Annotated in this window: 16 protein-coding genes; 9 read left to right on the forward strand and 7 right to left on the reverse strand. The window is 44.1% G+C overall.

The genetic code is table 11. From position 1 onward, the window contains the following. Positions 1–156: 156 nt before the first annotated feature. The 5 genes from G460_RS22055 (at position 157) to G460_RS0117085 (ending at position 8,697) form a co-directional block, all read left to right on the forward strand. Positions 157–651, forward strand: a complete 495-nt coding sequence (locus G460_RS22055; RefSeq protein WP_051316089.1) for a septal ring lytic transglycosylase RlpA family protein — start codon at positions 157–159, stop codon at positions 649–651. 119 nt (positions 652–770) lie between these two features. Next, positions 771–1,250: an acyl-CoA thioesterase gene (locus G460_RS0117070; protein ID WP_026956503.1), complete on the forward strand. Its 480-nt coding sequence runs from the start codon at positions 771–773 to the stop codon at positions 1,248–1,250. A gap of 120 nt (positions 1,251–1,370) precedes the next feature. Beyond that, entirely contained in the window at positions 1,371–2,441 is a 1,071-nt protein-coding gene (locus tag G460_RS0117075; protein ID WP_026956504.1) for an efflux RND transporter periplasmic adaptor subunit, read from the forward strand. Positions 2,442–2,444: 3 nt separating this feature from the next. Beyond that, entirely contained in the window at positions 2,445–5,489 is a 3,045-nt protein-coding gene (locus tag G460_RS0117080; protein ID WP_026956505.1) for an efflux RND transporter permease subunit, read from the forward strand. A 1-nt stretch (position 5,490) separates the two neighbouring features. Further along, complete coding sequence (locus G460_RS0117085; protein WP_026956506.1) at positions 5,491–8,697, forward strand: efflux RND transporter permease subunit; 3,207 nt, start codon at positions 5,491–5,493, stop codon at positions 8,695–8,697. Here G460_RS0117085 and G460_RS0117090 read toward each other — a convergent pair. Beyond that, entirely contained in the window at positions 8,688–9,842 is a 1,155-nt protein-coding gene (locus tag G460_RS0117090; RefSeq protein WP_425393939.1) for an exo-beta-N-acetylmuramidase NamZ family protein, read from the reverse strand. The genes G460_RS0117085 and G460_RS0117090 overlap by 10 nt on opposite strands. A gap of 220 nt (positions 9,843–10,062) precedes the next feature. Between G460_RS0117090 and G460_RS0117095 the strand changes: the two genes are divergently transcribed. Genes G460_RS0117095 through G460_RS0117105 form a run of 3 tightly spaced genes read left to right on the forward strand, consistent with a single transcriptional unit; the run spans position 10,063 to position 12,912 of the window. Beyond that, positions 10,063–11,253, forward strand: a complete 1,191-nt coding sequence (locus G460_RS0117095) for a hypothetical protein (protein ID WP_026956508.1) — start codon at positions 10,063–10,065, stop codon at positions 11,251–11,253. A 56-nt stretch (positions 11,254–11,309) separates the two neighbouring features. Next, positions 11,310–12,422, forward strand: coding sequence for a 6-bladed beta-propeller (locus G460_RS0117100; protein WP_169817525.1), 1,113 nt, complete (start codon positions 11,310–11,312; stop codon positions 12,420–12,422). Beyond that, positions 12,403–12,912 carry a hypothetical protein gene (locus tag G460_RS0117105; protein ID WP_026956510.1) on the forward strand — a complete coding sequence of 170 codons (510 nt, stop codon included), beginning with the start codon at positions 12,403–12,405 and terminating at the stop codon, positions 12,910–12,912. Before G460_RS0117100 ends, G460_RS0117105 begins: the two co-directional genes overlap by 20 nt. A 66-nt stretch (positions 12,913–12,978) precedes the next feature. Here the strand turns inward: G460_RS0117105 and G460_RS0117110 are convergent, their stop codons facing one another. Together G460_RS0117110 and G460_RS0117115 are read right to left on the reverse strand one after the other, a co-directional pair. Next, entirely contained in the window at positions 12,979–14,307 is a 1,329-nt protein-coding gene (locus G460_RS0117110) for a DUF5723 family protein (protein ID WP_035464571.1), read from the reverse strand. 17 nt (positions 14,308–14,324) lie between these two features. Then, complete coding sequence (locus G460_RS0117115) at positions 14,325–16,331, reverse strand: alpha-ketoacid dehydrogenase subunit alpha/beta (protein WP_026956512.1); 2,007 nt, start codon at positions 16,329–16,331, stop codon at positions 14,325–14,327. Positions 16,332–16,631: 300 nt separating this feature from the next. On the opposite strand from G460_RS0117115, the gene G460_RS0117120 reads away from it, so the two are divergent. After that, a complete protein-coding gene (locus G460_RS0117120; protein WP_157366951.1) occupies positions 16,632–17,105 on the forward strand; it encodes a DUF6252 domain-containing protein in 474 nt (157 codons plus the stop codon). A 5-nt stretch (positions 17,106–17,110) separates the two neighbouring features. Here G460_RS0117120 and G460_RS0117125 read toward each other — a convergent pair whose 3' ends face one another. The 4 genes from G460_RS0117125 to G460_RS0117145 all read right to left on the reverse strand — a co-directional run bounded on the left by G460_RS0117125 (position 17,111) and on the right by G460_RS0117145 (position 21,062). After that, positions 17,111–17,605: a GNAT family N-acetyltransferase gene (locus G460_RS0117125; protein ID WP_026956514.1), complete on the reverse strand. Its 495-nt coding sequence runs from the start codon at positions 17,603–17,605 to the stop codon at positions 17,111–17,113. Positions 17,606–17,771: 166 nt separating this feature from the next. Next, complete coding sequence (locus G460_RS0117130) at positions 17,772–18,443, reverse strand: hypothetical protein (protein WP_026956515.1); 672 nt, start codon at positions 18,441–18,443, stop codon at positions 17,772–17,774. Positions 18,444–18,480: 37 nt separating this feature from the next. Continuing rightward, entirely contained in the window at positions 18,481–19,848 is a 1,368-nt protein-coding gene (locus G460_RS0117135) for a Gfo/Idh/MocA family protein (RefSeq protein ID WP_026956516.1), read from the reverse strand. 140 nt (positions 19,849–19,988) lie between these two features. Then, positions 19,989–21,062 (reverse strand): Ldh family oxidoreductase, encoded by a 1,074-nt coding sequence (locus G460_RS0117145; protein WP_026956517.1) that lies wholly within the window; start codon positions 21,060–21,062, stop codon positions 19,989–19,991. Positions 21,063–21,080: the final 18 nt, after the last annotated feature.

Below are 21,080 nucleotides of genomic sequence, written 5' to 3' on the forward strand. Positions count from 1 at the left end.
AGTTCATAGACTATGGTCCATGGTGGCGATGAAAAATGATTAATGAAGCGGAATGGTGATCCGTATTTGAAACTAAGATACTCTGCATCCCATCCTTCTACAAATGAAAATGCAAGCTTGACGGCAATTGGCATTTTTGTTGAGTAGAGGAGGCGAATGCGAGGAATGATTTGTATAGCGGTATTTTTGATGCTTTCTACAGTGACTTTGGCTCAAGAGGTGGATTCAGTACGGATTCAGACTGGTTGGGCGAGTTTTTATGGGAAGCGTTTTCATCAGCGAAAAACTGCAAATGGTGAGATTTTTCATATGGATAGCCTGACCGCCGCACATAAATACCTTCCTTTTGACACTTGGGTGAAAGTGACCCGGGTAGATACTGAGGATTCGGTTTGGGTACGGATCAATGACAGGCTTCCTCGAACTTCAAGAAGGATCATCGACCTTTCCCGCAAGGCTGCTACCACGCTACATATGCGGGAAGATGGGATTGCTCAGGTGAAATTGGAGGTGACATCCATTGAAGAGATGAATCAGCTTTACACGCTCTATGAGGGAGATCCTCCGGGGACTTTGCGTGTCAGATGGTATGAGAGACCGATTTTGACAGGTGATAGACCAAGAAGCTGGTGCTGGAGTTTGGGGTGTTGATTAAAGATAGTTAGCAAGAAAGTATGCCCAAGCAAGTCCTGAAGCAAAAGAATTAATTTCATATCAGTCTCCACACAATCCATCTGGCATTTCTTATATTCATGCCAAAAGCCGGAACTATGGAATCTTTGCACAAAACCTCCTTTCAGTTTATCAGTGAGCCATCCGATGTGAATTTTGGTGGCAAAGTACATGGAGGGGTCGTGATGAAGTGGATTGATCAGGCGGCCTATACCTGTGCTCGTACTTGGGCGGAGAGCTACTGCGTGACGGTCTACGTGGGCGGTATCCGCTTCTACAAGCCCATCAATATCGGTGAGGTGATCAAAGTGGATGCGGCAGTCATACATACCGGCAGTTCCAGTATCCATATTATGGTGGAGGTCTATTCGAGAGGCTTTTCTGATCAGAAGTTTGACAAAAAGACCCATTGCATTATCATTTTTGTAGCAGTGGACGAAAACGGAAATCCCCGGAAAGTCAAACCTTGGACTCCTCAAACTGATCAGGAGATCAAACTTGAAGAATATGCCATGAGACTCAAAACGCTCAGAGAAGAGATTCATGAAGAGATGAGGCCTTTTTTCAATGAAGAATAGGAGGGTTTGGTAGTAGCTCCAAATCTAATTTTACATTCACTATTTTTAACAGTATTTATTTCATTCTCCCTTTGAGTTTGGACTAAAACTTAGTTTATTAGGATGCTAACGATTATTTCGATGAACAACTACCGTATTATTTGCCTCACTTTTTTTGCATGGGGCCTTTTTTCATGTGAGCCGGATGCCGAAAAGCAGGAAGAAATACCGGCTGAGTCTTTTAGAAATGAAGTGGCGGCTACAGAAGTCCACATAGCCAAAGCTGAAAATAAAAGTTTTGACTATCTCATCAATGCGACTGGTAAGCTAGAGGCAGCAGGGCAGGTCAAGGCTGTGATCGAGCAGCCGGGCTACTTGATCGAGCTTCCGGTGAGAGAAGGTCAAGCGGTTTCCAAAGGAGATGTCATCGCCAGACTCGACCCTACAGAGGCTCAGATAAGATTGGAAAAAGCTAAAATAGCTCTCCGAAATGCCCAAGCAACTTTTGAAAATGACAAATTGGGTTTCTCCAGAGATTTCGAATCAGGCGATGAGGAGAGAAAGACCTTTCTTGAAGAGCAATTAAAAGCAAAAAATGGTGTTTTTCTGGCTGAAATAGAACTCCGAGAAGCGCAGCTCAACCTAGATCGATGCATTGTCAAAGCACCGATTTCCGGAAAAATTGCCGATTTGAAATTCAAGCAAGGAAGCTTGGTAGCGACCAATGCTGAACTTTGCGAAATCCTCAGTACTGGCAATCTCGAACTCAAAGTAAATGTGCTGGAATCCGATATTTCGCTCATTTCCATCAATCAAAAGGCAGAAATCTATCCCATTTCCAATACCAAGGAAGCTTTGGAGGGACGTGTTTTGGGTATCAATCCCAAAGTGGATGAAAATGGGCTGGTGCAAGTAGCCATCCGGCTCACCTCGGCCAAAGACCTTTTGCCGGGAATGAATGCTCGGGCGATCATCCGCGCCCCACAATCCAACTCACTGGTGGTGCCCAAAGATGCAGTCGTCTATCGATCCGGTAGAGCGGTGGTCTTCACCATCGAAAACAGCGAGTCCAAGTGGAACTATGTGGAAGTAGGGAAAGACAATGGACAAGAAATCGAAATATTGGAAGGAATCGAAGCGGGGAGTACAGTCATCACGACCAACAATCTTCAATTGGCACATCAGGCTCCAGTCCAAATCGTAACAGAATAAGCGATGGTTCGATTTTTACTAGCCCGACCGATTGCAGTTTTCATGACTTTTTTGGCCTTGATGGTCTTTTCTTTCATCGTCTTCCGAACGCTGCCGATATCTCTTTTGCCTCCGATCGATGTGCCCCAGATCGTAGTCAAAGTATCCTATCCCAATGCTTCCCCAGAAGCTATAGAGCAAAATGTCCTTCGCAATATTCGGGAAGGATTGATCACGCTGAACGGGCTGGAAGATATGGATTCCAAAGCCGGTTCGGAGGTAGGTACGATCCGCTTGACATTTGATTACTCGACGCAGATGGAGCTGGCCTACATCGATGTCAATGAAAAAATAGACCGCATTGCCAATTCACTTCCGGAAGGGATAGCCCGTCCAGAGGTAATCCGGATCAATACTTCGGATATCCCAGTGGCCCGTGTGCAGGTCGTTCCCAAAGAAGGAATTGATGAGATAGAAGTCAGTCTTTTGGCAGAAAATGTTCTAAAGAAAAGAATTGAGCAGTTGCCGGGAGTATCGCTGGTAGATATCAATGGCAAAAAGGAAAGAATCATCACGGTAGAGCCAAAGGAAGCTGATATTCGCGCTTTGGGGATGACTCAGGAAAACCTGATCTCTGCAATTCAGGCGGGAAATACAGAGCTTCCCGGAGTCTCAGTTAAAGACGGTCAATTTCGGTACTATTTGAGATTGGCTACCCGAGTGGACAATCCTACTGATATCGAGAGCCTCCCTGTTTCGGCGCCTTCCGGAGCCATCGTACCACTCAGCAAACTGGCTACTGTCAGCTACCAAAGCAAGGAAATGTTGGGCTATCATTTGTTTGGAGCTCAAGAAGCGCTAGTCATAACCGTACACAAACAAGCTGCGGCAAAAATGAATGAGTTGATTCCAGAGCTCAAAGATGCTTTGGAGCTTTTCAAAGAAGACTATCCCCAAGTGGATTTTGAGTTGACACAGGATCAATCCAATCTCCTCAATGCCGCCATATCCAATTTGCAGACTTCTTTGCTTTTCGGGGGGATTTTTGCTTTTGGGGTGTTGTTTCTTTTTATGAAAGACTATCGCTTACCATTGATTATCGGGGTGAGTTTGCCATCTTCTTTGCTGATCAGCTTTCTGGTTTTCTACTTTTTCAATATTTCCATCAATATCATTTCTCTCTCCGGGCTTGCGCTCGGGATCGGGATGCTGATCGATAATGCCATCATTGTGCTGGATAACATTACCCGGAAGCGGGAAGCTGGTCTGAGTCTTTTCGAGTCATGTGTGCAAGGAGTGGATGAAGTGATGTCTGCCTTGATTTCTTCGGTTTTGACGACACTTTCGGTTTTTGTTCCGCTGGTTTTCCTCAGTGGGATTTCGGGAGCTTTGTTTTTTGATCAGGCGGTGGCCGTGGCAGCGATTCTTTCGGTGTCTTTGGCAGTAGCATTTATTTTATTACCGATGCTGTATTTTCTCTTTTTCAGCAAAAGCAAAAAAGTCGAGGATAGAGAGGAAGGGAAGTTTTTTAGTGGTGTATTGAAAATCTATGAAAAAGGCTACGAAACGGTTTTCGGAAACCGCAAAGCGGCACTTTTGTTCTTTGTGATTCTGATTCCTTTGGGTTTGGCGATTTCTTTGATTTTGCCTTCGGAAGGTCTTCCAAAAATCGATAAGCTGGACAGCACGCTGGATATCAATTGGAATGAGCCTATCTCGGCGATAGAAAACAAAGACCGGGTCGTGGCGCTGATGCGGGAAATGAAGGGCGCCTATTTGCAGGCCGAATCGGATATCGGGGTTCGTCAGTTTTTGTTATTTGATGGGGAAAATTCCATTCAACAATCGCTTTTGTATTTTCTTTTTTCCTCCGAAAGCCAAAAAGAAGAGCAAGTTGCCAAGCTGAAAGCCTATCTCGATAGCAACTATCCAAATGCGGATTACCAGATCGGTGATGCTCCGAATGCCTTTGATCAATTGTTCAACTCCTCATTGCCTTACTACGAAGTCAGATGGAAGGACTTGGCTGCCAAAGAACCTGTCTCGGAGGAAAAAATGGGACCTTGGCTCAGCCAGTTTCCTACTTCAGACTGGGAGCGCGGACCAGGTTTGGAGAAAGAATCTTCGGTAATTTTCACCTTGAAAGCTGAAAAGCTGGCGACTTATAGAATCTCTGTGGAACAGATCCAGTCTCAATTACAAAAGCTATTTGGAAGTTATCTGATCACAGATATTCGGAGATTTGGCGAGGTGACTCCCGTTAGGCTTAAAGAACCGCAGGATAGATTTGAAGACTTGCTGCGAAATACAGAAATAGCCGCATCCGATTCGGCCTATTATACACTGGGTGAGTTTGTGGACTTTCATTACGATGCGCATTATAAGAACGTGACGGCCGATAAAACTGGAATTTACCAATCGGTCTATGTGACTACTGATGATCCGCATGCCCTGCAGTCTCAGTTTTTCCAATGGGGTAATGATAAAAACCTTGGGATTTCCATGGTGGGACAGTATTTCAAGGACCAGGAAAACATCCAGCAATTGGTCGGAATTCTCTTGATTTCGGTTTTGCTGTTGTACTTTATTTTGGCGGCTCAGTTTGAGAGTTTTATTCAGCCGCTGATTGTGGTTTTGACCTTGCCGCTGGGGATAGGCGGAGCGTTTTTAGTTATTCTTCTTGCGGGTTCCTCTCTCAATGTGATGTCTGCAATTGGCTTGGTAGTAATGCTGGGAATCATGGTGAATGATGCGATTCTAAAGATCGACACAATCAATCGACTGAGAAAAGAATATGTGGAAAGCCCGGATGTTTCGCCGGTGGATGCTTTGGAATTAGCCTTGCATAGAGCAGGTCAGATTCGCCTGAAGCCTATCTTGATGACTTCCATCACCACGATTTTGGCATTGATTCCGATTATTTTCAGCGCTGGTTTAGGAGCTGATTTGCAGCGTCCTTTAGTGTATTCGGTGATTGGTGGTTTGACAATCGGGACTCTGACTGCCTTGTATTTTGTGCCTTTGGCCTATTGGTTTTTTGTGTCCAAGAAGAAATTAGAAAAAGCTTGATATGACACCATTTCGGGTTTTAGTTGGATTTGTTGTGCTGGCTATCATGGGGATAGCGGTGATCCCTATGCTTTCGGTAGATTTGAATCCGAGAGATCGGGAGCCGGTTTTGACCATTTCGTATGCCGTCCCGCAATCTTCTCCTGAGATCGTCGAAAAATTGGCTACTTCACCACTCGAGGGGGCCTTTTCTCAGCTATCCGAACTCAAAAAAATCAATTCCGTTTCGAACTACAACGCAGGAAATATTACCCTGCAGTTTGATAAAAAGGCAGATATGGAAATGAAGAAATTTGAGGTTTCTTCACTGATCCGCCAGATTCATCCTCAGCTAGATCCCAAGGTGAGTTTTCCGCTGGTGTACCAATCCGCTCAACAGCGAGACGACCGAAAAACCCCAATTTTGACCTATTCGATGAATGGGCCATTTGCGGCTTTTGAGATCAAAAAGATAGCGGAGGATTTCATCAAGCCATCTTTGACACGCTACGAAGAAGTAGAGGAGGTCTCCGTCAATGGCGCTACAGACCTTCAATTGTTTATCACCTTTGATATCCAAAAGCTTCAGGCTTTTGGGCTGAGCCGTGGAGAGCTTTCCAGTAGAATCTCTCAGGCATTTGGCAGAAGTTTTCCAGGTTCTGTCTTGGATAGTCAGGGCAAAACGCTTTTTGTCCAAGTCGATCGATCACTGGAAGACATGAGTCAGCTCGAGAATCTCAAAGTCGCTCAGGTCAATTCTCAGGATGTCTTGCTTAGAGACGTCGCCAAGTTGACACTGGAGGAGGCCGAGGCTCAATCTTACTTCCGGATCAATGGCAATAACTCTGTCACCATTTCTGTCTTCAATAGAGATGGTGTCAACAAAGTCTTGCTGGCCAAAGATCTGAAAGCTGCTGTGGAAAGCTCCAAATCCCTGCTCCCTGCTGGTTTTGAGATCACGTTGGAAAATGACGATACGGAGTTTTTGGAAAAGGAACTGGATAAAATCTATCAGCGATCCGGCCTATCGGTTTTGATTTTGATCGTCTTTATTTTCCTGATCAATCGCAATCTGAAGTATCTCAGCATTCTCTTTCTGGGAATTGTGATCAATCTCAGCCTTTGTGCGATTATTCTCTATTTCCTCAAAGTTGACATCCATCTCTATTCTCTGGCGGGATTGACGATCAGTTTCGGTCTGATAGTGGACAATGCCATCATCATGATCGATCACCTGCATAAGCATAAAAACAGAAGAGTGTTTTTGGCATTGCTGGCGGCTTCTCTGACTACGATTGCTGCCTTGATGATCGTCTTTTTCCTTCCCGAAGAGGATAGAAAAAACCTGACCGAGTTCTCTATCGTGGTCTCCGTGATGTTGGGGATCAGTTTGCTGATTGCTTTGTTTTTTACCCCGGCATTTTATGAGGTCCTTTTTAAAGAGTCAGTCAAAAAAGGTCGAAAACTGAGCATACCCCAACTCAGGAAAAGAGCCATCAATCTTCATCGCTACGAGCGAGGAATCTCTTGGACAGCCCGCTATCGCAAAACCTTTGTGACCTTCTTAGTATTGCTCTTTGGCTTACCGATATTCTATCTTCCCGCGAATTGGGAAGGTCAGGAATGGTATAACAAGACAGTGGGAAATACTTTCTACCAAGAGGAAATCCGTCCCTATGTAGATCAGGCTTTGGGCGGTTCGTTTCGGATGTTTGTGAGGGGAGTTTTCGAAAAAAGCTCTTACCGGGAAGCGACCAAGACGCGGCTTTATGTGAATTGCCGCTTGCCGTTTGGCAATACCTTGGATCAGATGGATTTCATCATGCGGGAGTTTGAGGCCTACCTCAAAGATGTGGAGGGAATCGAGCAATTTGAAACTTATGTCACTTCGGGCCAGCGGGGAAGTATTGTGATTACGTTCGAAGAAGCCTATGAAAAATCCGCTCTTCCTTACCAGCTCAAAGGCAAACTGTCAGTCAAATCCACAGACTGGAGCGGAGCCCAATGGAATGTCTATGGAGTTGGGCAAGGCTTTTATACAGGGTCTGGCGGAGAAGGATTGATGTCCTATCGGGTGACGATGAAGGGCTACAATTTTGATGAATTGGAGCGTCAGGCCAATATTTTGGCAGAGAAACTTCTCAAGCACAAGCGAATTCAAGAGGTCAATACGAATGAACGACTAGGTTGGGGTGATCCAAAAACAGAGGAATTTGTCTTGCGGCTAGATCAGAATCAAATTGCACTGGGAAAAACCAATCAGTATGAAATCATCACGACCATGCTGGATCTGAGCAAGCCGCAGGGGATGAGCGGTCTTTTGACTTTGGAAGATCAAAACTATGGCATGGTGATCCGAGAGGCCAATTCGCAAAATTTCAGTCGATTTGACTTGGAGCAGAAAGGCCTGGTAGGAGGAAATAATAGAATCTATAAGATCTCGGATTTTGGAGAACTCAAGAAGGAGACGACCACCAACTCTCTCCATAAAGAGGATCGGCAATACATCCGCTCTGTGGCTTTTGAATACATGGGGTCTGGCAAGTTTGGGAATGAATACCTCGAAGAAGTACTGGAAGAAATGAAGCTCATCATGCCTATCGGCTATACGGCGGACAAGCAAACCTGGTCATTTAGCTATGACAAAGCGAAAAGGCAGTATTCTTTGATCGCCTTCCTGATCGTGGGTATTTTCATGATCTGTGCTGTTCTCTTCGAAAACCTCAAACAGCCAGTTTACATCATTGCCATCATTCCGATCAGTTTTATCGGTCTGTTTTTGATCTTTTCACTCTTCGATTTCTACTTTGATCAGGGTGGCTATGCGGCCTTCGTGATGCTGGGAGGGTTGGCGGTGAATGCCGGGATTTTCATCATCAACGATCTGAATAATCGTAGTCAGGGAGCTTATAACCGCAATGTGCTGAAATCTGTAGCAGGCAAAGCCATTCCGATATTGTTGACGATTTTGTCCACTTGTTTTGGATTGATTCCCTTCATCATGGAAGGGCAAAACGAGGTTTTTTGGTTTTCCCTAGCTATCGGGACCATTGGCGGACTGGTATTCAGTATGGTTGGAGTGTTTTGGGTACTACCGGTCTTTTTGTGGAGGAAAGAGCTCGTGAAGTTGCCTTCATCAAGTCAGGTCAAAACCAAAGCAAAGAAAAAGCGAAAACTCTTCTTTTGGAGAAAAAAGAAGAGCTCAGAGGCGAATCAAAATCAAGGATAAATCAAATATTTTTTCCGCATCTCTTTGTATTGACTCAAGCCAGGTTCCCAGCTTGCTCTGATTTCTTCTTCCGAAACACCCGAGATGATTTGCTGACGAAAGTCTCCAGTTCCGATCAGTTTTTCGATGGTTCCCATTTGATTGCTCAGGCTGGAATCGAAGAACTTCTCTTTGTGTGGATGAGCTTTGTAAAGCTCCATGATCCATTTGAAATTGATTTGTCCGCTTTTCCGCAATTCATCGGTGTCAAATTCTCTCAAATCTAAACCATAGCAAACTTGGTCCATAAATAGCGGAGTCTCTGCCATTCCTTTGATCCCCGTAGGAGTGTAAGAAAACTCGTAAATCCCCTTGAGCTCCGGACTTCCCAAAACAGTAAAAGGAGAGTAGGTGCCCCTTCCATGATTTAGGTATACGCCTTCAAACATGCAAGTGGAAGGATACAAAAGCACTGCCTGCTGGGTGTTGAGATTGGGAGATGGAGGTACTGGGAGGGTGTATTCCATGTCATGATGATAATTGGCTACCGGAATGATATGCAGTTTGCATTTCACGCCGTCAGTCAGCCAGCCTTCTCCATTAGCCATCTGAGCAAATTCCGCTACAGTCAAGCCATGCGACATCGGAAGAGGAAACATACCGATTCCCGATTTATATTTCATGTCCAGGATAGGTCCGTCGATGAGATAAGCGTTGGGATTAGGGCGGTCGAGGATCATCAGTTCCTTTCCGTTGGCTGCACAAGCTTCCATCAATCTGGCCAGCGCATTGATATTGGTATAAAATCTCACTCCCACATCCTGCAAATCATAAATCAGAATATCCACATCTGCCAAATCTTCTTTGGAAGGCTTGTTTTTCTTGCCATAGAGAGAAATGATCGGAATTCCCGTTTTGGAGTCTGTTTCGTCGCTTACTTTTTCCCCCGCGCTGACATCGCCTCTGAATCCATGCTCTGGCCCAAAAACTTTGACCACTTGGATTCCCATAGTCAGCAAGCTATCGACCAGGTGAGTTTTTCCAATGATGGCGGTTTGATTGGCCATGATCGCGACTCGCTTTCCTTTGAGAATCGGTAGGTAAAGCTCAGTTTGCTCGGCCCCAGTCCGGATAGAAGGGGTTTGTGCCAAAGTCAGTGATGACATGGAGCCAATGAAGCAGAGAATAATAAGGACTCGGAATGGATTCATATTTTGGGCTAAAGGTTTTAAAAGGATGAATGTTAGATGGATTTTTAAAATAGCGAGAAAAGTTTTAGTTCGAGTCAGTATTTATTTTCAATCCGCTAAAAATAGTTTTGATGGCTTGTCCTATATTTTTAAGATTTCACGACCAATACTTAAAACCCTTTTAACATACCTTTTTATGAAAAACAGTTTGACTCTCTTTTTACCAGCATTTGCTTTGACATTTTTTGCTTGTTCTACTTCTTCAGAAAGCGAAACAGGGACCGAAGGGAATCTCTACCAAGAATTTCACTTTGAAGTAGTGGACTCGTTGGTTGTTGATGCATTGGAGGTGTTGGTTGCTTTGGATTATAATCCTGAGAATGATACCTATTTGCTGAAGGAGCAACGAGAGGGCAATGTTTATGTGGTCAATTCGAAAGGTGAAATTCTGGAGTCGAGAGATTTGGGAGGAGAAGGACCCAATCAAGCCGGGACATTTATGGAAGGAACATTTACAGGAATGGATGGGTTTGTTTTTAAGGAATTGTCTCCTACTATGGATTTTCATCAGTACGATTCAGACTTTCAGAAAGTAAAAGTTCACCAGGGAGCAGCTTTGGGACTCAATGCCTTAGTGATCGATTATTATCGACAAACTTTCGAATACTTGACTATGGAAGGTAAACCCTATCTCTTTGGAGAGGAGATCAATGGCTATGAAGGCGGGGAAATCAAGGGGGATAAAATCGGGGCTGAGTTTTATGAACGAGCTACTACTGGTTTCTTGATAGACTTGTCGCAGGATTCTCTCCAGAGATTTACTCTTTTTGCGGATGACTGGAAGGCTAAAAAGGAAGGTGCTTGGATCGGCAATAGCTTGCCTAGCATCTCCTTTGATCACAGCTCTCAGACGGCCTTTGTACTACCTTCCAAAGGGAATCAGTTAAGTTTTTACAAATTGGGCAAAAAGGGATTGGTGTTTGAGAAAAGCATCGAACTGCTACATCCAGACCGGGATGATGCTATCCCCAACCCTGATCAGGACGGATTGACTTATCCAAGTTTAGATAATGTCAGAAATTTGGGGGAATACCAGTTGGTTTCCTTCAATACTGCAGTGCCAGAGGATATTTTGAATGGCATCAAAGCCAAAGCTGGCGAGGAATATTACCGGGATCCGGAGTTTTCTCAGGCGGTGAAAACCTATAGAAAGGAACGATTTATTTTGATTAAAGAAGGGAAGCAAGTTGGAGTGATCAATGGAACTCCCGAGGAAGGCAGAATCAATCTCGGGCTTCCAGATGGAAAAGTTTTGGTCAAGGCTGGTGAGGGAGAAGAAGAGCGGGATTACAACCTGTTTTATGTGATGAAACTGGTTAGAGACTAGCTCGATAGCACTTGTTTTTTGCCTAATAGATGAATAGATTAGGTGAAAATATTTTTATGAAAAAAATCTTTGTTTTACCTTTTTTGAGCCTTTTCGCTTGTAGCACAGCTATTGAAAATCAAGTTTCCAAAACCTATGCAATTGAGGAGATTCCGATTTCATCAGAAAAATTACAGATAGAAAAAGTCATTTTGTTGGAAGGAAGTGGAGAAGAATTCCTAGGAGCTGAATTGAAAACACTCCTTACCCCTGAAGGTATTTTTGTTTCCAACTATGACCGTCCGGCCTTTATTCATCATTTTGATCGGAAAGGAACGTATTTGGGGCCCATTGTGAAAGTGGGCGATGGGCCAGGTCAGGTAAAGCGATTTGAAGAGTTTCGGGTGAGCGGTGATTCCCTGCTGGTCAATGTCGGGATGGGAGATCATGAGGAGTTGGTATATTTTTCCATTTCCGGTCATGAGCAATTGAAAAAGGTTGAGACTGAAGCTTCGGGTTTTTCTTTTTATCCCAATTCTGATGGGACTTTTTGGTTTTATTCGGGATTGAATAGGGCAGTCGGCGACTATCGACTTCAGCGTCTAGATGCCGAGGGGAAAATCAGCCAGAAGTGGATGTACAATGACTTTTCTGAGTCTCTGATTCCATTTATGGAAAAGTCTATTTTCGAAGGAGATGAACGATTGCTGGTTCGAGATCCGCTTTTTCCGATAGTAAATCAGATTGGAACAGATACACTAGAGCTAGCCTATCAATTTGACTTTGGGTCTTATTCCTTGCCCGCAGAAATATGGGAAATTGAGGATCCCATGCAATGGTTTGAGCGGATCAACTCCAATGGTTTTGGAGATCTTAATAAGCTTTTTGAAAATGAAGATTTTTTTGTCGGAGATTTTGTCTTTCAAAGAGATCGAGAGAGAAGCAGGAAATTGCTGGTGATCAATCGGCGGACAGAAGATGCCCGAATCTATGAAGTGGATGAAGAAAAAGAGCCCCATTATTATTCTCCGATAGCTTTGGAAGGGGATCATTTGCTATTTATCGCATATGCTCCGGCACTGATTGAGGTCCTGGAGGAGCTTCCCGCTAGTGATGAAGTCAAAGCTCAATTGAAGGAATTGAAGGAAGAGTCCAACCCTGTGATCATCTATGCGAGCTTGGAGAAATAGCCTGATTCTAGTTCTGCTCATCGCGATTTGTTTCCTGCTCGTGCACGTAAACCGAAAAGAAAGTGCGCAATCTGTACACAAGACGATACATCATTGTACTAGCTGTGATTGGGTTCCCGGAGTCGATGGGAAAAATTTTGAACCAAGCTGGTTTCTTGCAAAATATCAGATTGTCATTTATTCAAAGAGTCTTGAATGGGACTTGGCTACCTTCAATCTTGATTGGGAAGAGGTAAAGCGTAGGTTTCCTCAGGTTCAATTGGTCTTTGTATATGGTGGTAAAAGCAAACAAAAACTAGAGGCTTGGATTGTCGAAAAACAATTTTCAGACCCTGTTATATTTGATCCCAAAGGTGATTTTCAGACGAAAAATATAGAAGGTAACAATACAGGAATCGTGTTTAACCTAAAGGATGGTGAAGTCCAAGGCTTAATGAGTCCTACTTTTGGAGAGGATTATTATTCCTTTTTGGAGGAAATGACTCGATGATTCAGTTTTTCTAATTTATTAAAATGAGATGTAAGAGTTCGGCGAACATGATCAAAAAACCTCCTGTCACTTTTTGTAAATCGGTACTTTCAGGCCGATGTAGAAATCCGCAGATTGACTAGATTTTGATAGCAAATTGGTCATCAAGGAGCCCGATCCTATCGTAAGAGGGCCTGCTCTCAGACCAAGTCCCCAATACACTCCTTTAGCATACTCTCTGAAACTTACCGGGCTATAGACACTGATCCATCTAGTTTCGAATCGAGGCGTGATCGTGAACTGATTGAGAAGCTGGGTAACGGGTATTTCTTGATGCTTTTTGACGGAAAGACTTCCGTGCAGATTGACATAAAACCTCTGTACAACAAGATAGTCTGCAAACAGCTGTAAGGAGGTTGGCAATGCCAATTTGATATCCTGAATCCGCTCCGTGCCTTCGTAATTGTCTTCCAAAACTTCTTCCAAATCCTTTTCCAAAAACTCATCGATTGGGACACTTGCATTGGCATCGTATGAGTAGGTGTTGCCAGATTTATAGTTGATGGAGCCCAGATCCATCAGAGATATGCCTACTTGTAGTTTGTGCCCTTGCAAAGCATAAGGGTCGAGTGTAGACTCGTTCAGTTGGAAAATAAACCCCAGATCGGCTCCAAAACCAGCTTGTAAATCGGAAAAGCCAATGTCTTCCGAATCAAATCCTGATGTGTATCCATAGTGAAACTGGCCACTGGTATTGATCAGGTCGGTGGAGGAGCTGTATTGAGCACCCAGTACCTGACTACTGCCATAGACACCTCCAGCGCCCATTAAATACTTAAGAGTCAAGCCTCCTTTAAGTACATAGTCTCTATCGTCGATTAGAATTCTCCCATAGCTCAGGCCGATTTCACCCCAGACATGGATCAGTCCGTGGAGGTCTTCCATAGAGAGAGAGAAATCATCGATTTCAGAATTTTCATCGTTGAGAACCTGATAGAATTCTCCGCCGATATTGTTGAGATTGAAAAAACCTCTGAATCTGCTACTCAAGGCGATACTATTGTAATCACCAATATTGAGAAGTACCGCAGGCCCTAGAATGTCCATATTTCCCACAAAGTTGTTTTGATCCTGTGCGTCAATGATCACGTCGTCGTCAAATTGCACTCCATCGTCCAACTTGCTCACATCGGAAAGATTGATCGAAGCATAATCATTGGAAACAATTCCGCTGGACGATATTAAGTTGATGTCCAGTTTCAATTTGGAGTCCACTATTCCTGCTGGATTGGTTAGGAGGAAATTCACCCCGGATCGTCCATCGATGGTCGCTCCCGTGAAGCTTTGGGAAAAAGCTACAGCCGAGAAAAGTGTGAAAGCAGCCACTAAAGCTGTTTTTTTAAAAAGAAAATGCATGATGTACGTGTAGTGAGTTAGAAATCGACTAAAGTGTGAAGTTTATTCCTGAATCGGTTTTTGGGTAAAAATTGCTGCTCTAGGCTAGAGGCAAAAGGAACTGGCGTATCCAGACTGCCTACTCTCATGACCGGGGCATCCAAGTGCTGAAAGAGATGTTCTGAGATCCAAGCACATATTTCGGCGCCAATTCCCCCAGTCAAGGTATCTTCTTGCAAGAAAATGACTTTTCCTGTTTTTTCCACGGTTTTTTTCACTGCATCCCTATCCCAAGGCAAGAGCGTGCGTAGATCAAGTATGTCCGCAGAAATTCCTAATTCACCTACGATTTCTTTAGCCCAATGAACTCCCATGCCATAGGTGATGATGGAGGCTTGGCTTCCTTCTTGGACAAGCTTTGCTTTTCCGATTTCCAAGGTGTAGTACTCATCCGGTATTTCTTCGGAAATGGAGCGGTAGAGCCCTTTGTGCTCAAAAAAGAGGTAAGGATTGGGATCTTCAATTGCTGCATTGAGTAATCCTTTCGCATCGTAAGGACTGGATGGATAGATGATTTTCAGGCCCGGCGTGTGGAAAAACCAAGCCTCATTGGATTGGGAATGAAACGGTCCTGCTGCTACTCCGGCTCCTGTAGGCATGCGGATGAGGACGTCTGCATTTTGACCCCAGCGATAGTGGATTTTAGCCAGGTTGTTGACGATCTGATTGAAACCTACCGAGACAAAATCTGCAAACTGCATCTCTACCATGGCTTTGTGGCCTTGGATAGCAAGTCCCAATGCCGCGCCGATAATCGCACTTTCGCAGAGGGGCGTGTTTCTGACTCTTTCTCCTCCAAACTGAGATTTGAAACCCTCTGTCACTTTGAATACGCCGCCATATTCTCCGATATCCTGTCCCATAAGTACGAGCTTGGGAAATCGCTCCATGGATTGCCGCAATCCATCTGAAATCGCATCCACAAAGCGTCTCTCTGATTTGGCCGTGCTCTTGGGAGAAGTTAATTTTTGCTCAAAAGGAAAATAAACATCGGAAAGCTCTTCTTCTAAGGTTGGATTAATTACGGGCTCTGCAAAGGCAATTTCCAAAGCCGAATTGATGGAATCTCTCGCGGCTTGATTGATGGTTTCTTTTGTTTCTAGATCTAAAACGCCTAGCACTTCCAGGTAATTTTCATATGTGTCGATTGGGTCTAATTTCCCCCAGTCTTCCATGAGATTTTTGGGGACATATTTAGTGCCTGAGGCTTCCTCATGTCCACGCATCCGGAAGGTGATCGCCTCAATGAGTACAGGACGTGGGTTTTTTCGAATGTCTTCAGCTACTCTTGAAATGGTTTGATAGACATCTAGGACATTGTTGCCTTCTACCTGAATGGCCTCTATGCCATATCCTGGACCTTTGTCAGTGAAGTTTTTGAAAGCAAACTGCTCCTCACTGGGCGTGGAAAGCCCATAGCCATTGTGCTCGATGACGAAAATCACAGGGAGTTTCCATACAGCCGCCACGTTGAGTCCTTCGTGGAAGTCACCCTCCGAACTGGCGCCGTCCCCGGAGAAAACCAGAGAGACCTTCTTTTCTTCCTGGAGCTTATGTGCCAAAGCAATCCCATCGGCAATTGCAAGCTGCGGTCCCAAGTGGGAAATCATTCCCACGATATGATGCTCCATAGATCCGAAATGGAAGGATCTGTCGCGACCTTTGGTGAAGCCTGACTTTTTTCCCTGAAACTGAGCAAAGAGCCGTTCCAAGGGAATATGTCTTCCCGTGAAAATCCCCAAGTTTCTATGCATGGGAAGTATGAATTCGTCCGGCTGAAGTGCACAAACAGCTCCAATTGAAATCGCTTCCTGTCCCCAGCCGCTAAACCATTTGGAAATCTTGCCCTGTCTGAGTAGGATCAGCATTTTTTCTTCTATCCGTCGAGGCAAAACCAGGCTGCGATACAGGTCTAAAAGCACCTCATCACTGAGGTCTTTTCTGTCAAAATTCAATTGTAAAGTCGATAAAGTGCTAGAGTCCATGTGCTTGGGTTTACTTTTCTAAGGTACACTTTGAGCGGAAGATTTCAAGGGATTGGGAAGGGATATTCTTGCAAGAGTGCCCCGGAATAATCCGGGGCTAAAAATGTAATGCAAGGAGTTAAAAAATTTGCTGTACGGGTTCAAAATTAGGTAAAAGCCCTTCAGTGGGTGCTTTTGAGGCGTTAAGCTTGTTTTAATAAAAAAATAGTCCAGTTGATGATAAGATAATATTGAGGAAGTTTAGGGCATATGTCGTATGGCTATTCGCCTAAGGTTTATGGAGTTTTGAAAGAAAAAGCTATGAAGAAATTGATCCCTCTCGGTTGTTTTGTGCTGATGCTAGGACTGGCTGCCTGTGATAAAAATGAGGACGAAGACCCACAAATGGGAGATTGTCCGGTTGGAAAGATGTGCTTTGAGCTCAATGGCTCGGATATTCAGGTAGATGCTGTCTGGTATGAAATCAATGATCAGAGAACCCGTATTTATTATGAGAATGGTTCTGGCACCGCCTACGAAAATATTGAGTTGGATTTTTATGGGAGCTCCCAAGGAGATTTTTCCTTCGTTCCTTCCAGTGCAGTTTCTGGGGAAGCCACTTTTGAATATTTCAAAGCAGACGGATCGGGTGGAGTCAGAGCGGAAAGCGGGATGCTCACTCTTACAAAAAGTGGAGATACTATTTCAGGTGAGTTTACTTTGTCTGGAAAGGACCCGAATGGAACTACAGTATCGCTCCAAACTGGAGTCATCAATCAAGTGCCCATCAAGTAGCGTTCTTATAGCTTAAACTCAAACACGATGTCATCCATCACATAGCCTTGTCCTATGTTGATGACTTCGCGGCGAATTTCATAAAAGCCATAGCGCTGGTAAAAATTGATTGCAGGCTGATTGTATTGATTGACATTGAGCAGGAGATGGCTTTGTTGATTTTCCAGTGCGGTTTTTTTGATTTGCGCAAAGAGAAGCTTCCCGATTCCCTTTCCTTGAGCCTCAGGCAAGATGTAGATTTTATGGATTTTGATTTTATGAGGCTCGTAGTTCGCCTGGATACCTGTAAAACCCAATGGGATTTCCTCTGATTTGGCTAGGAAAAAGTGATGGCCCTCGTCCATTTGCTTTTCCAAAGTCTCAAGACTGTACATCCAGTTGAGCATGTAGCTAATTTGCTCAGGAGAAAGAACTTCACCAAAGGTGTCTGGCCAAGTTTTGTGGGCGATTTCCCGAACTAGGATCAGGTCTTCTTTTTGAGCAGGGACTATCTCTATCATTTTGTTTTTTGGTCTAAAATAGAGAAACCGACCCAAAGTAAAGTCGGTTCTCAGTATTGATATTAATATGCTATATGAATATGGGCTTTTCCAACCTCCCAAATCCCTAGGAATCTTTACTGATCGATAAAGTTGCGATCATTCAAATCGTTTGATGAATACAGGTTTAATTTACTGTTGAAGTGCTTATTGTGTATTCATCTACAACTTTTAATGTTAACAAACTAATTTCAAGTACGTCAAACATTTTTTTGTCCGATTTCAAAGTTCTCGGGAATTTAAAAACCCAATTGAGTGATTTAGAATCGTCTCGAAATTTCAGATCAGTTTCAAATTTGTATGTCCAATAGCCTCTCGCGTTGGCTTGATTTAATGCAACTTTTACAATTTTATTAGGTGATGGAAAGTGGGACAAATTAGAGTATCCTTTTCTTGGCCAATTTGTTCTCAGGAGTTGACCATATTCATCAAGTCGCATTTGTAAGAAATACCTTTTAATTCCAATAGTTGTGTCGCTTAAAACATAGTTTAAATCGTAGTATGGTACCAGCCAATGATAGCTAGAAGACTTTCTATTGGTTTCAGAAAAGTAACCTTTCAGATCTACTTGTTGGCCATGTGAAAAAGAGATATTCTTTACGTTGTCACCAAACATAACTGTTAAGTATTCCTCTAAAGCAGTTTGAATTTCATTTGGAAGATCACCTTCAGATTCAATTATTTTGGAATATTTTCCATAATAAGAAAAACCGTTGAAAGGTTGATCTACGAGAATTTGTTGCCCCTTTAAATCAGTAAACCAAATTGTCGCTAATATCAGGACTAAGATGTTTTTCAAATCCCTAGAGTCTTTAACTTATTATATATAATAAACTCTAAACATTTTCAGGGTCAGGATGAACATAAGGAGCTCGGTAAGGCCGTGTGAGTTTGGCAGTCGCTTCTGGATCTCCGATGATGGTTCTGGTTTTTGGATCGTACTTCAAAGCTCTGCCTCCCAGATCCATGGAGATATTTGCCAAAATACAAGAGGCTGTAGAAATATGCCCTTCCTCAATATCGGCTATCGGCAAGGTGCCTTTGTCGATAGCTTCCAGCCAGTTTTTCATATGAAGACGAGTGGCAGGAGCTGCATTTAGTTCGATTCTATCTTCATTGACATCTTCCGGATATTCTTCTCTTTCGTAGACCACATCGTAGTGCACGGGTTCATCACCATCTCCGTAAGGATAAAAATCCGCTTGCATCGTACTTCCTGCGAGCATTCCTTTTTCACCATAGATTTTGAAGGCCCATGGATATTCGGGATCGGTAGGATTGCCCCATGTTCTATGTTGCCAGACTACGTTGAGCTCAGGGTATTCGAAAATTGCAGTTTGCGTATCTGAGATGTTGGACTTGCCTTCTTTCTGTACATAGATCCCGCCAGTAGATGTGATTTGAGTTGGCCAGCCAAGTTTTAGCATCCAGCGGACAGTATCCAGCATGTGTACACACATATCGCCAGTGATACCATTGCCGTACTCGATGAATGTTCTCCACCAGCGAATATGCGGCAGTCCATCATAAGGTCTCAAAGGCGCGGGTCCTGTCCAAAGGTCGTAATTGAAAAAGTCAGGGACAGCCTCTTGTGGAGGGTTGCCATTAGCGCGCATGTGGTAATAGCAGCATACTTCGGCATGAGAGATTTTGCCCAGTTTGCCAGTGTCAATGATTTCTTTTTTGGCTTGGATAAGGTGTGGTGTCGATTTTCGCTGCGTACCTACCTGTACTTTTTTCTTATATTTTCTGGCTGCTGCCACCATGGCTTCGCCTTCGATGACATCTACAGAGATGGGTTTTTGCACGTAGACATGAGCTCCTGCTTTGAGTGCATCGATAGCCATCAGGGCATGCCAGTGATCAGGAGAGCCAATGAGTACAACTTCGGGTTTTTCTTTTTCCAAAAGCTCTTTGTAGTCCTCGTAGAGGGCAGGTACTTTGCCTGACTTTTGTCGTTCGGAGACTAGCTTGCCGGCAGCTTCAAGAATATTCCGGTCCGGATCACAGAGACCGACTACTTCCACATCAGCAACTTGGATCAGTCGAAAAAGATCGGATTTTCCATACCAGCCGGTGCCGATGAGTGCGACTCGGATAGGGCCTTCCTGGTCCTTGAAATCCATGCCGAGAAGTCCAAAACTGGCCAAAGTCATGAGTGCGGAGGATCCTTTGAGAAAATCCCGTCGGTTGAATTGATTCATAGGTTTTTGGGTTTGAGATGATTGAGAAAAACAAGATACAAAAAGAGCTCAATTCCCCAAACGGCCTTGGGATGGGTGGAAGGAAAGAATTAGGCATAAAAAAACTCAGACTTAATAGCCTGAGTTCTTGGTGATGAAGTTTAGAGTTTTACGCCGAATCTTTGACCCAATTCTGATAAATCTTTGACTACGGGATCGAGCAAAGGAATCCCATTTGTTTTTCTATACTCCTCCAGCTCCCGCTCTGGGTCTCCAGGGATCAATACTTTTTCATTTCCCGGAGTGGTCTCAGCAGATCTGAATCGCTTGATCCAGTTGTCCATATGGGACTTGAATTCGTTGGCGGGACGGAAGGCATCTACTCTCATTGCTCCAAAGAAATGGCCGATTCCTTCTCCCACAGGATTGGGGTCTGGCTCCAGAAACGCTACAAAAGGTGGAACCCATGGGCCATAGTTGGCACCTGAAAGTACAGCAGAAAAGATGTCGACAATAGAGCCCAAGGCATAGCCTTTGTGTGAGCCATGCTCTCTGTCTCCTCCCAATGGTAAAAGTGCGCCACCATCTTTGACTCCATTGGAGGATGTGGTGCTATTACCATCCTTGTCCTGAACCCATCCTTGCGGAGCATCTTCACCTTTTCTTTGCAAAATTTCCAATTTTCCATTGGCTGCTGTCGTAGTCGCCATGTCTGCCACAAAGGGAGGTTCTTGATCGGCAGGGATAGCTACTGAGATAGGGTTGGTTCCCAAAAGTCTTTCCTTCGAAAAAGTAGGGCTGACTAGTGGGCTTGCGTTTGTCAAAGAGATGCCGATCATATCATGCTCTAGGGCCATCATCGCGTGGTAGCCTGCAATCCCATAATGATTCGAGTTTTTGACAGAAACCCATCCAGTTCCAGCTTTGCTTGCTTTTTCGATAGCCACATTCATGGCATAAGGAGCTACGACGAGTCCGAGACCTTTGTCCCCATCCACGACAGCGGTCGAAGGGGTTTCATGGACTACTTTGATGTTTGGGTTGGTGTTGATCCTTCCTTTTTCCCAAAGTCTGACATAGCCTGAAAGACGCGCTACACCATGGCTGTCCACGCCGCGCATATCTGCTGAAAGCAGCACGTCGGCGCCGATTTGCGCATGTACTTCGGGACAACCGATTTTGAGTAGCATGTCATGAGTAAACTTATAAAGTTGTTCGTAAGAAAAGGTGCTCATAGAAGTAAAAGTCTTTGT

Source organism: Algoriphagus vanfongensis DSM 17529 (assembly GCF_000429465.1).
GTDB classification, from domain to species: Bacteria; Bacteroidota; Bacteroidia; order Cytophagales; family Cyclobacteriaceae; genus Algoriphagus; species Algoriphagus vanfongensis.

Excerpts from the sequence above, each read along its gene's own strand:
- G460_RS22055 (WP_051316089.1), top strand. The coding sequence starts at position 157 with ATGCGAGGAATGATTTGTATAGCGGTATTTTTGATGCTTTCTACAGTG.
- G460_RS0117070 (WP_026956503.1), top strand. The coding sequence starts at position 771 with ATGGAATCTTTGCACAAAACCTCCTTTCAGTTTATCAGTGAGCCATCC.
- G460_RS0117075 (WP_026956504.1), top strand. The coding sequence starts at position 1,371 with ATGAACAACTACCGTATTATTTGCCTCACTTTTTTTGCATGGGGCCTT.
- G460_RS0117080 (WP_026956505.1), top strand. The coding sequence starts at position 2,445 with ATGGTTCGATTTTTACTAGCCCGACCGATTGCAGTTTTCATGACTTTT.
- G460_RS0117085 (WP_026956506.1), top strand. The coding sequence starts at position 5,491 with ATGACACCATTTCGGGTTTTAGTTGGATTTGTTGTGCTGGCTATCATG.
- G460_RS0117090 (WP_425393939.1), bottom strand. The coding sequence starts at position 9,842 with ATGTCATCACTGACTTTGGCACAAACCCCTTCTATCCGGACTGGGGCC.
- G460_RS0117095 (WP_026956508.1), top strand. The coding sequence starts at position 10,063 with ATGAAAAACAGTTTGACTCTCTTTTTACCAGCATTTGCTTTGACATTT.
- G460_RS0117100 (WP_169817525.1), top strand. The coding sequence starts at position 11,310 with ATGAAAAAAATCTTTGTTTTACCTTTTTTGAGCCTTTTCGCTTGTAGC.
- G460_RS0117105 (WP_026956510.1), top strand. The coding sequence starts at position 12,403 with ATGCGAGCTTGGAGAAATAGCCTGATTCTAGTTCTGCTCATCGCGATT.
- G460_RS0117110 (WP_035464571.1), bottom strand. The coding sequence starts at position 14,307 with ATGCATTTTCTTTTTAAAAAAACAGCTTTAGTGGCTGCTTTCACACTT.
- G460_RS0117115 (WP_026956512.1), bottom strand. The coding sequence starts at position 16,331 with ATGGACTCTAGCACTTTATCGACTTTACAATTGAATTTTGACAGAAAA.
- G460_RS0117120 (WP_157366951.1), top strand. The coding sequence starts at position 16,632 with ATGAAGAAATTGATCCCTCTCGGTTGTTTTGTGCTGATGCTAGGACTG.
- G460_RS0117125 (WP_026956514.1), bottom strand. The coding sequence starts at position 17,605 with ATGATAGAGATAGTCCCTGCTCAAAAAGAAGACCTGATCCTAGTTCGG.
- G460_RS0117135 (WP_026956516.1), bottom strand. The coding sequence starts at position 19,848 with ATGAATCAATTCAACCGACGGGATTTTCTCAAAGGATCCTCCGCACTC.
- G460_RS0117145 (WP_026956517.1), bottom strand. The coding sequence starts at position 21,062 with ATGAGCACCTTTTCTTACGAACAACTTTATAAGTTTACTCATGACATG.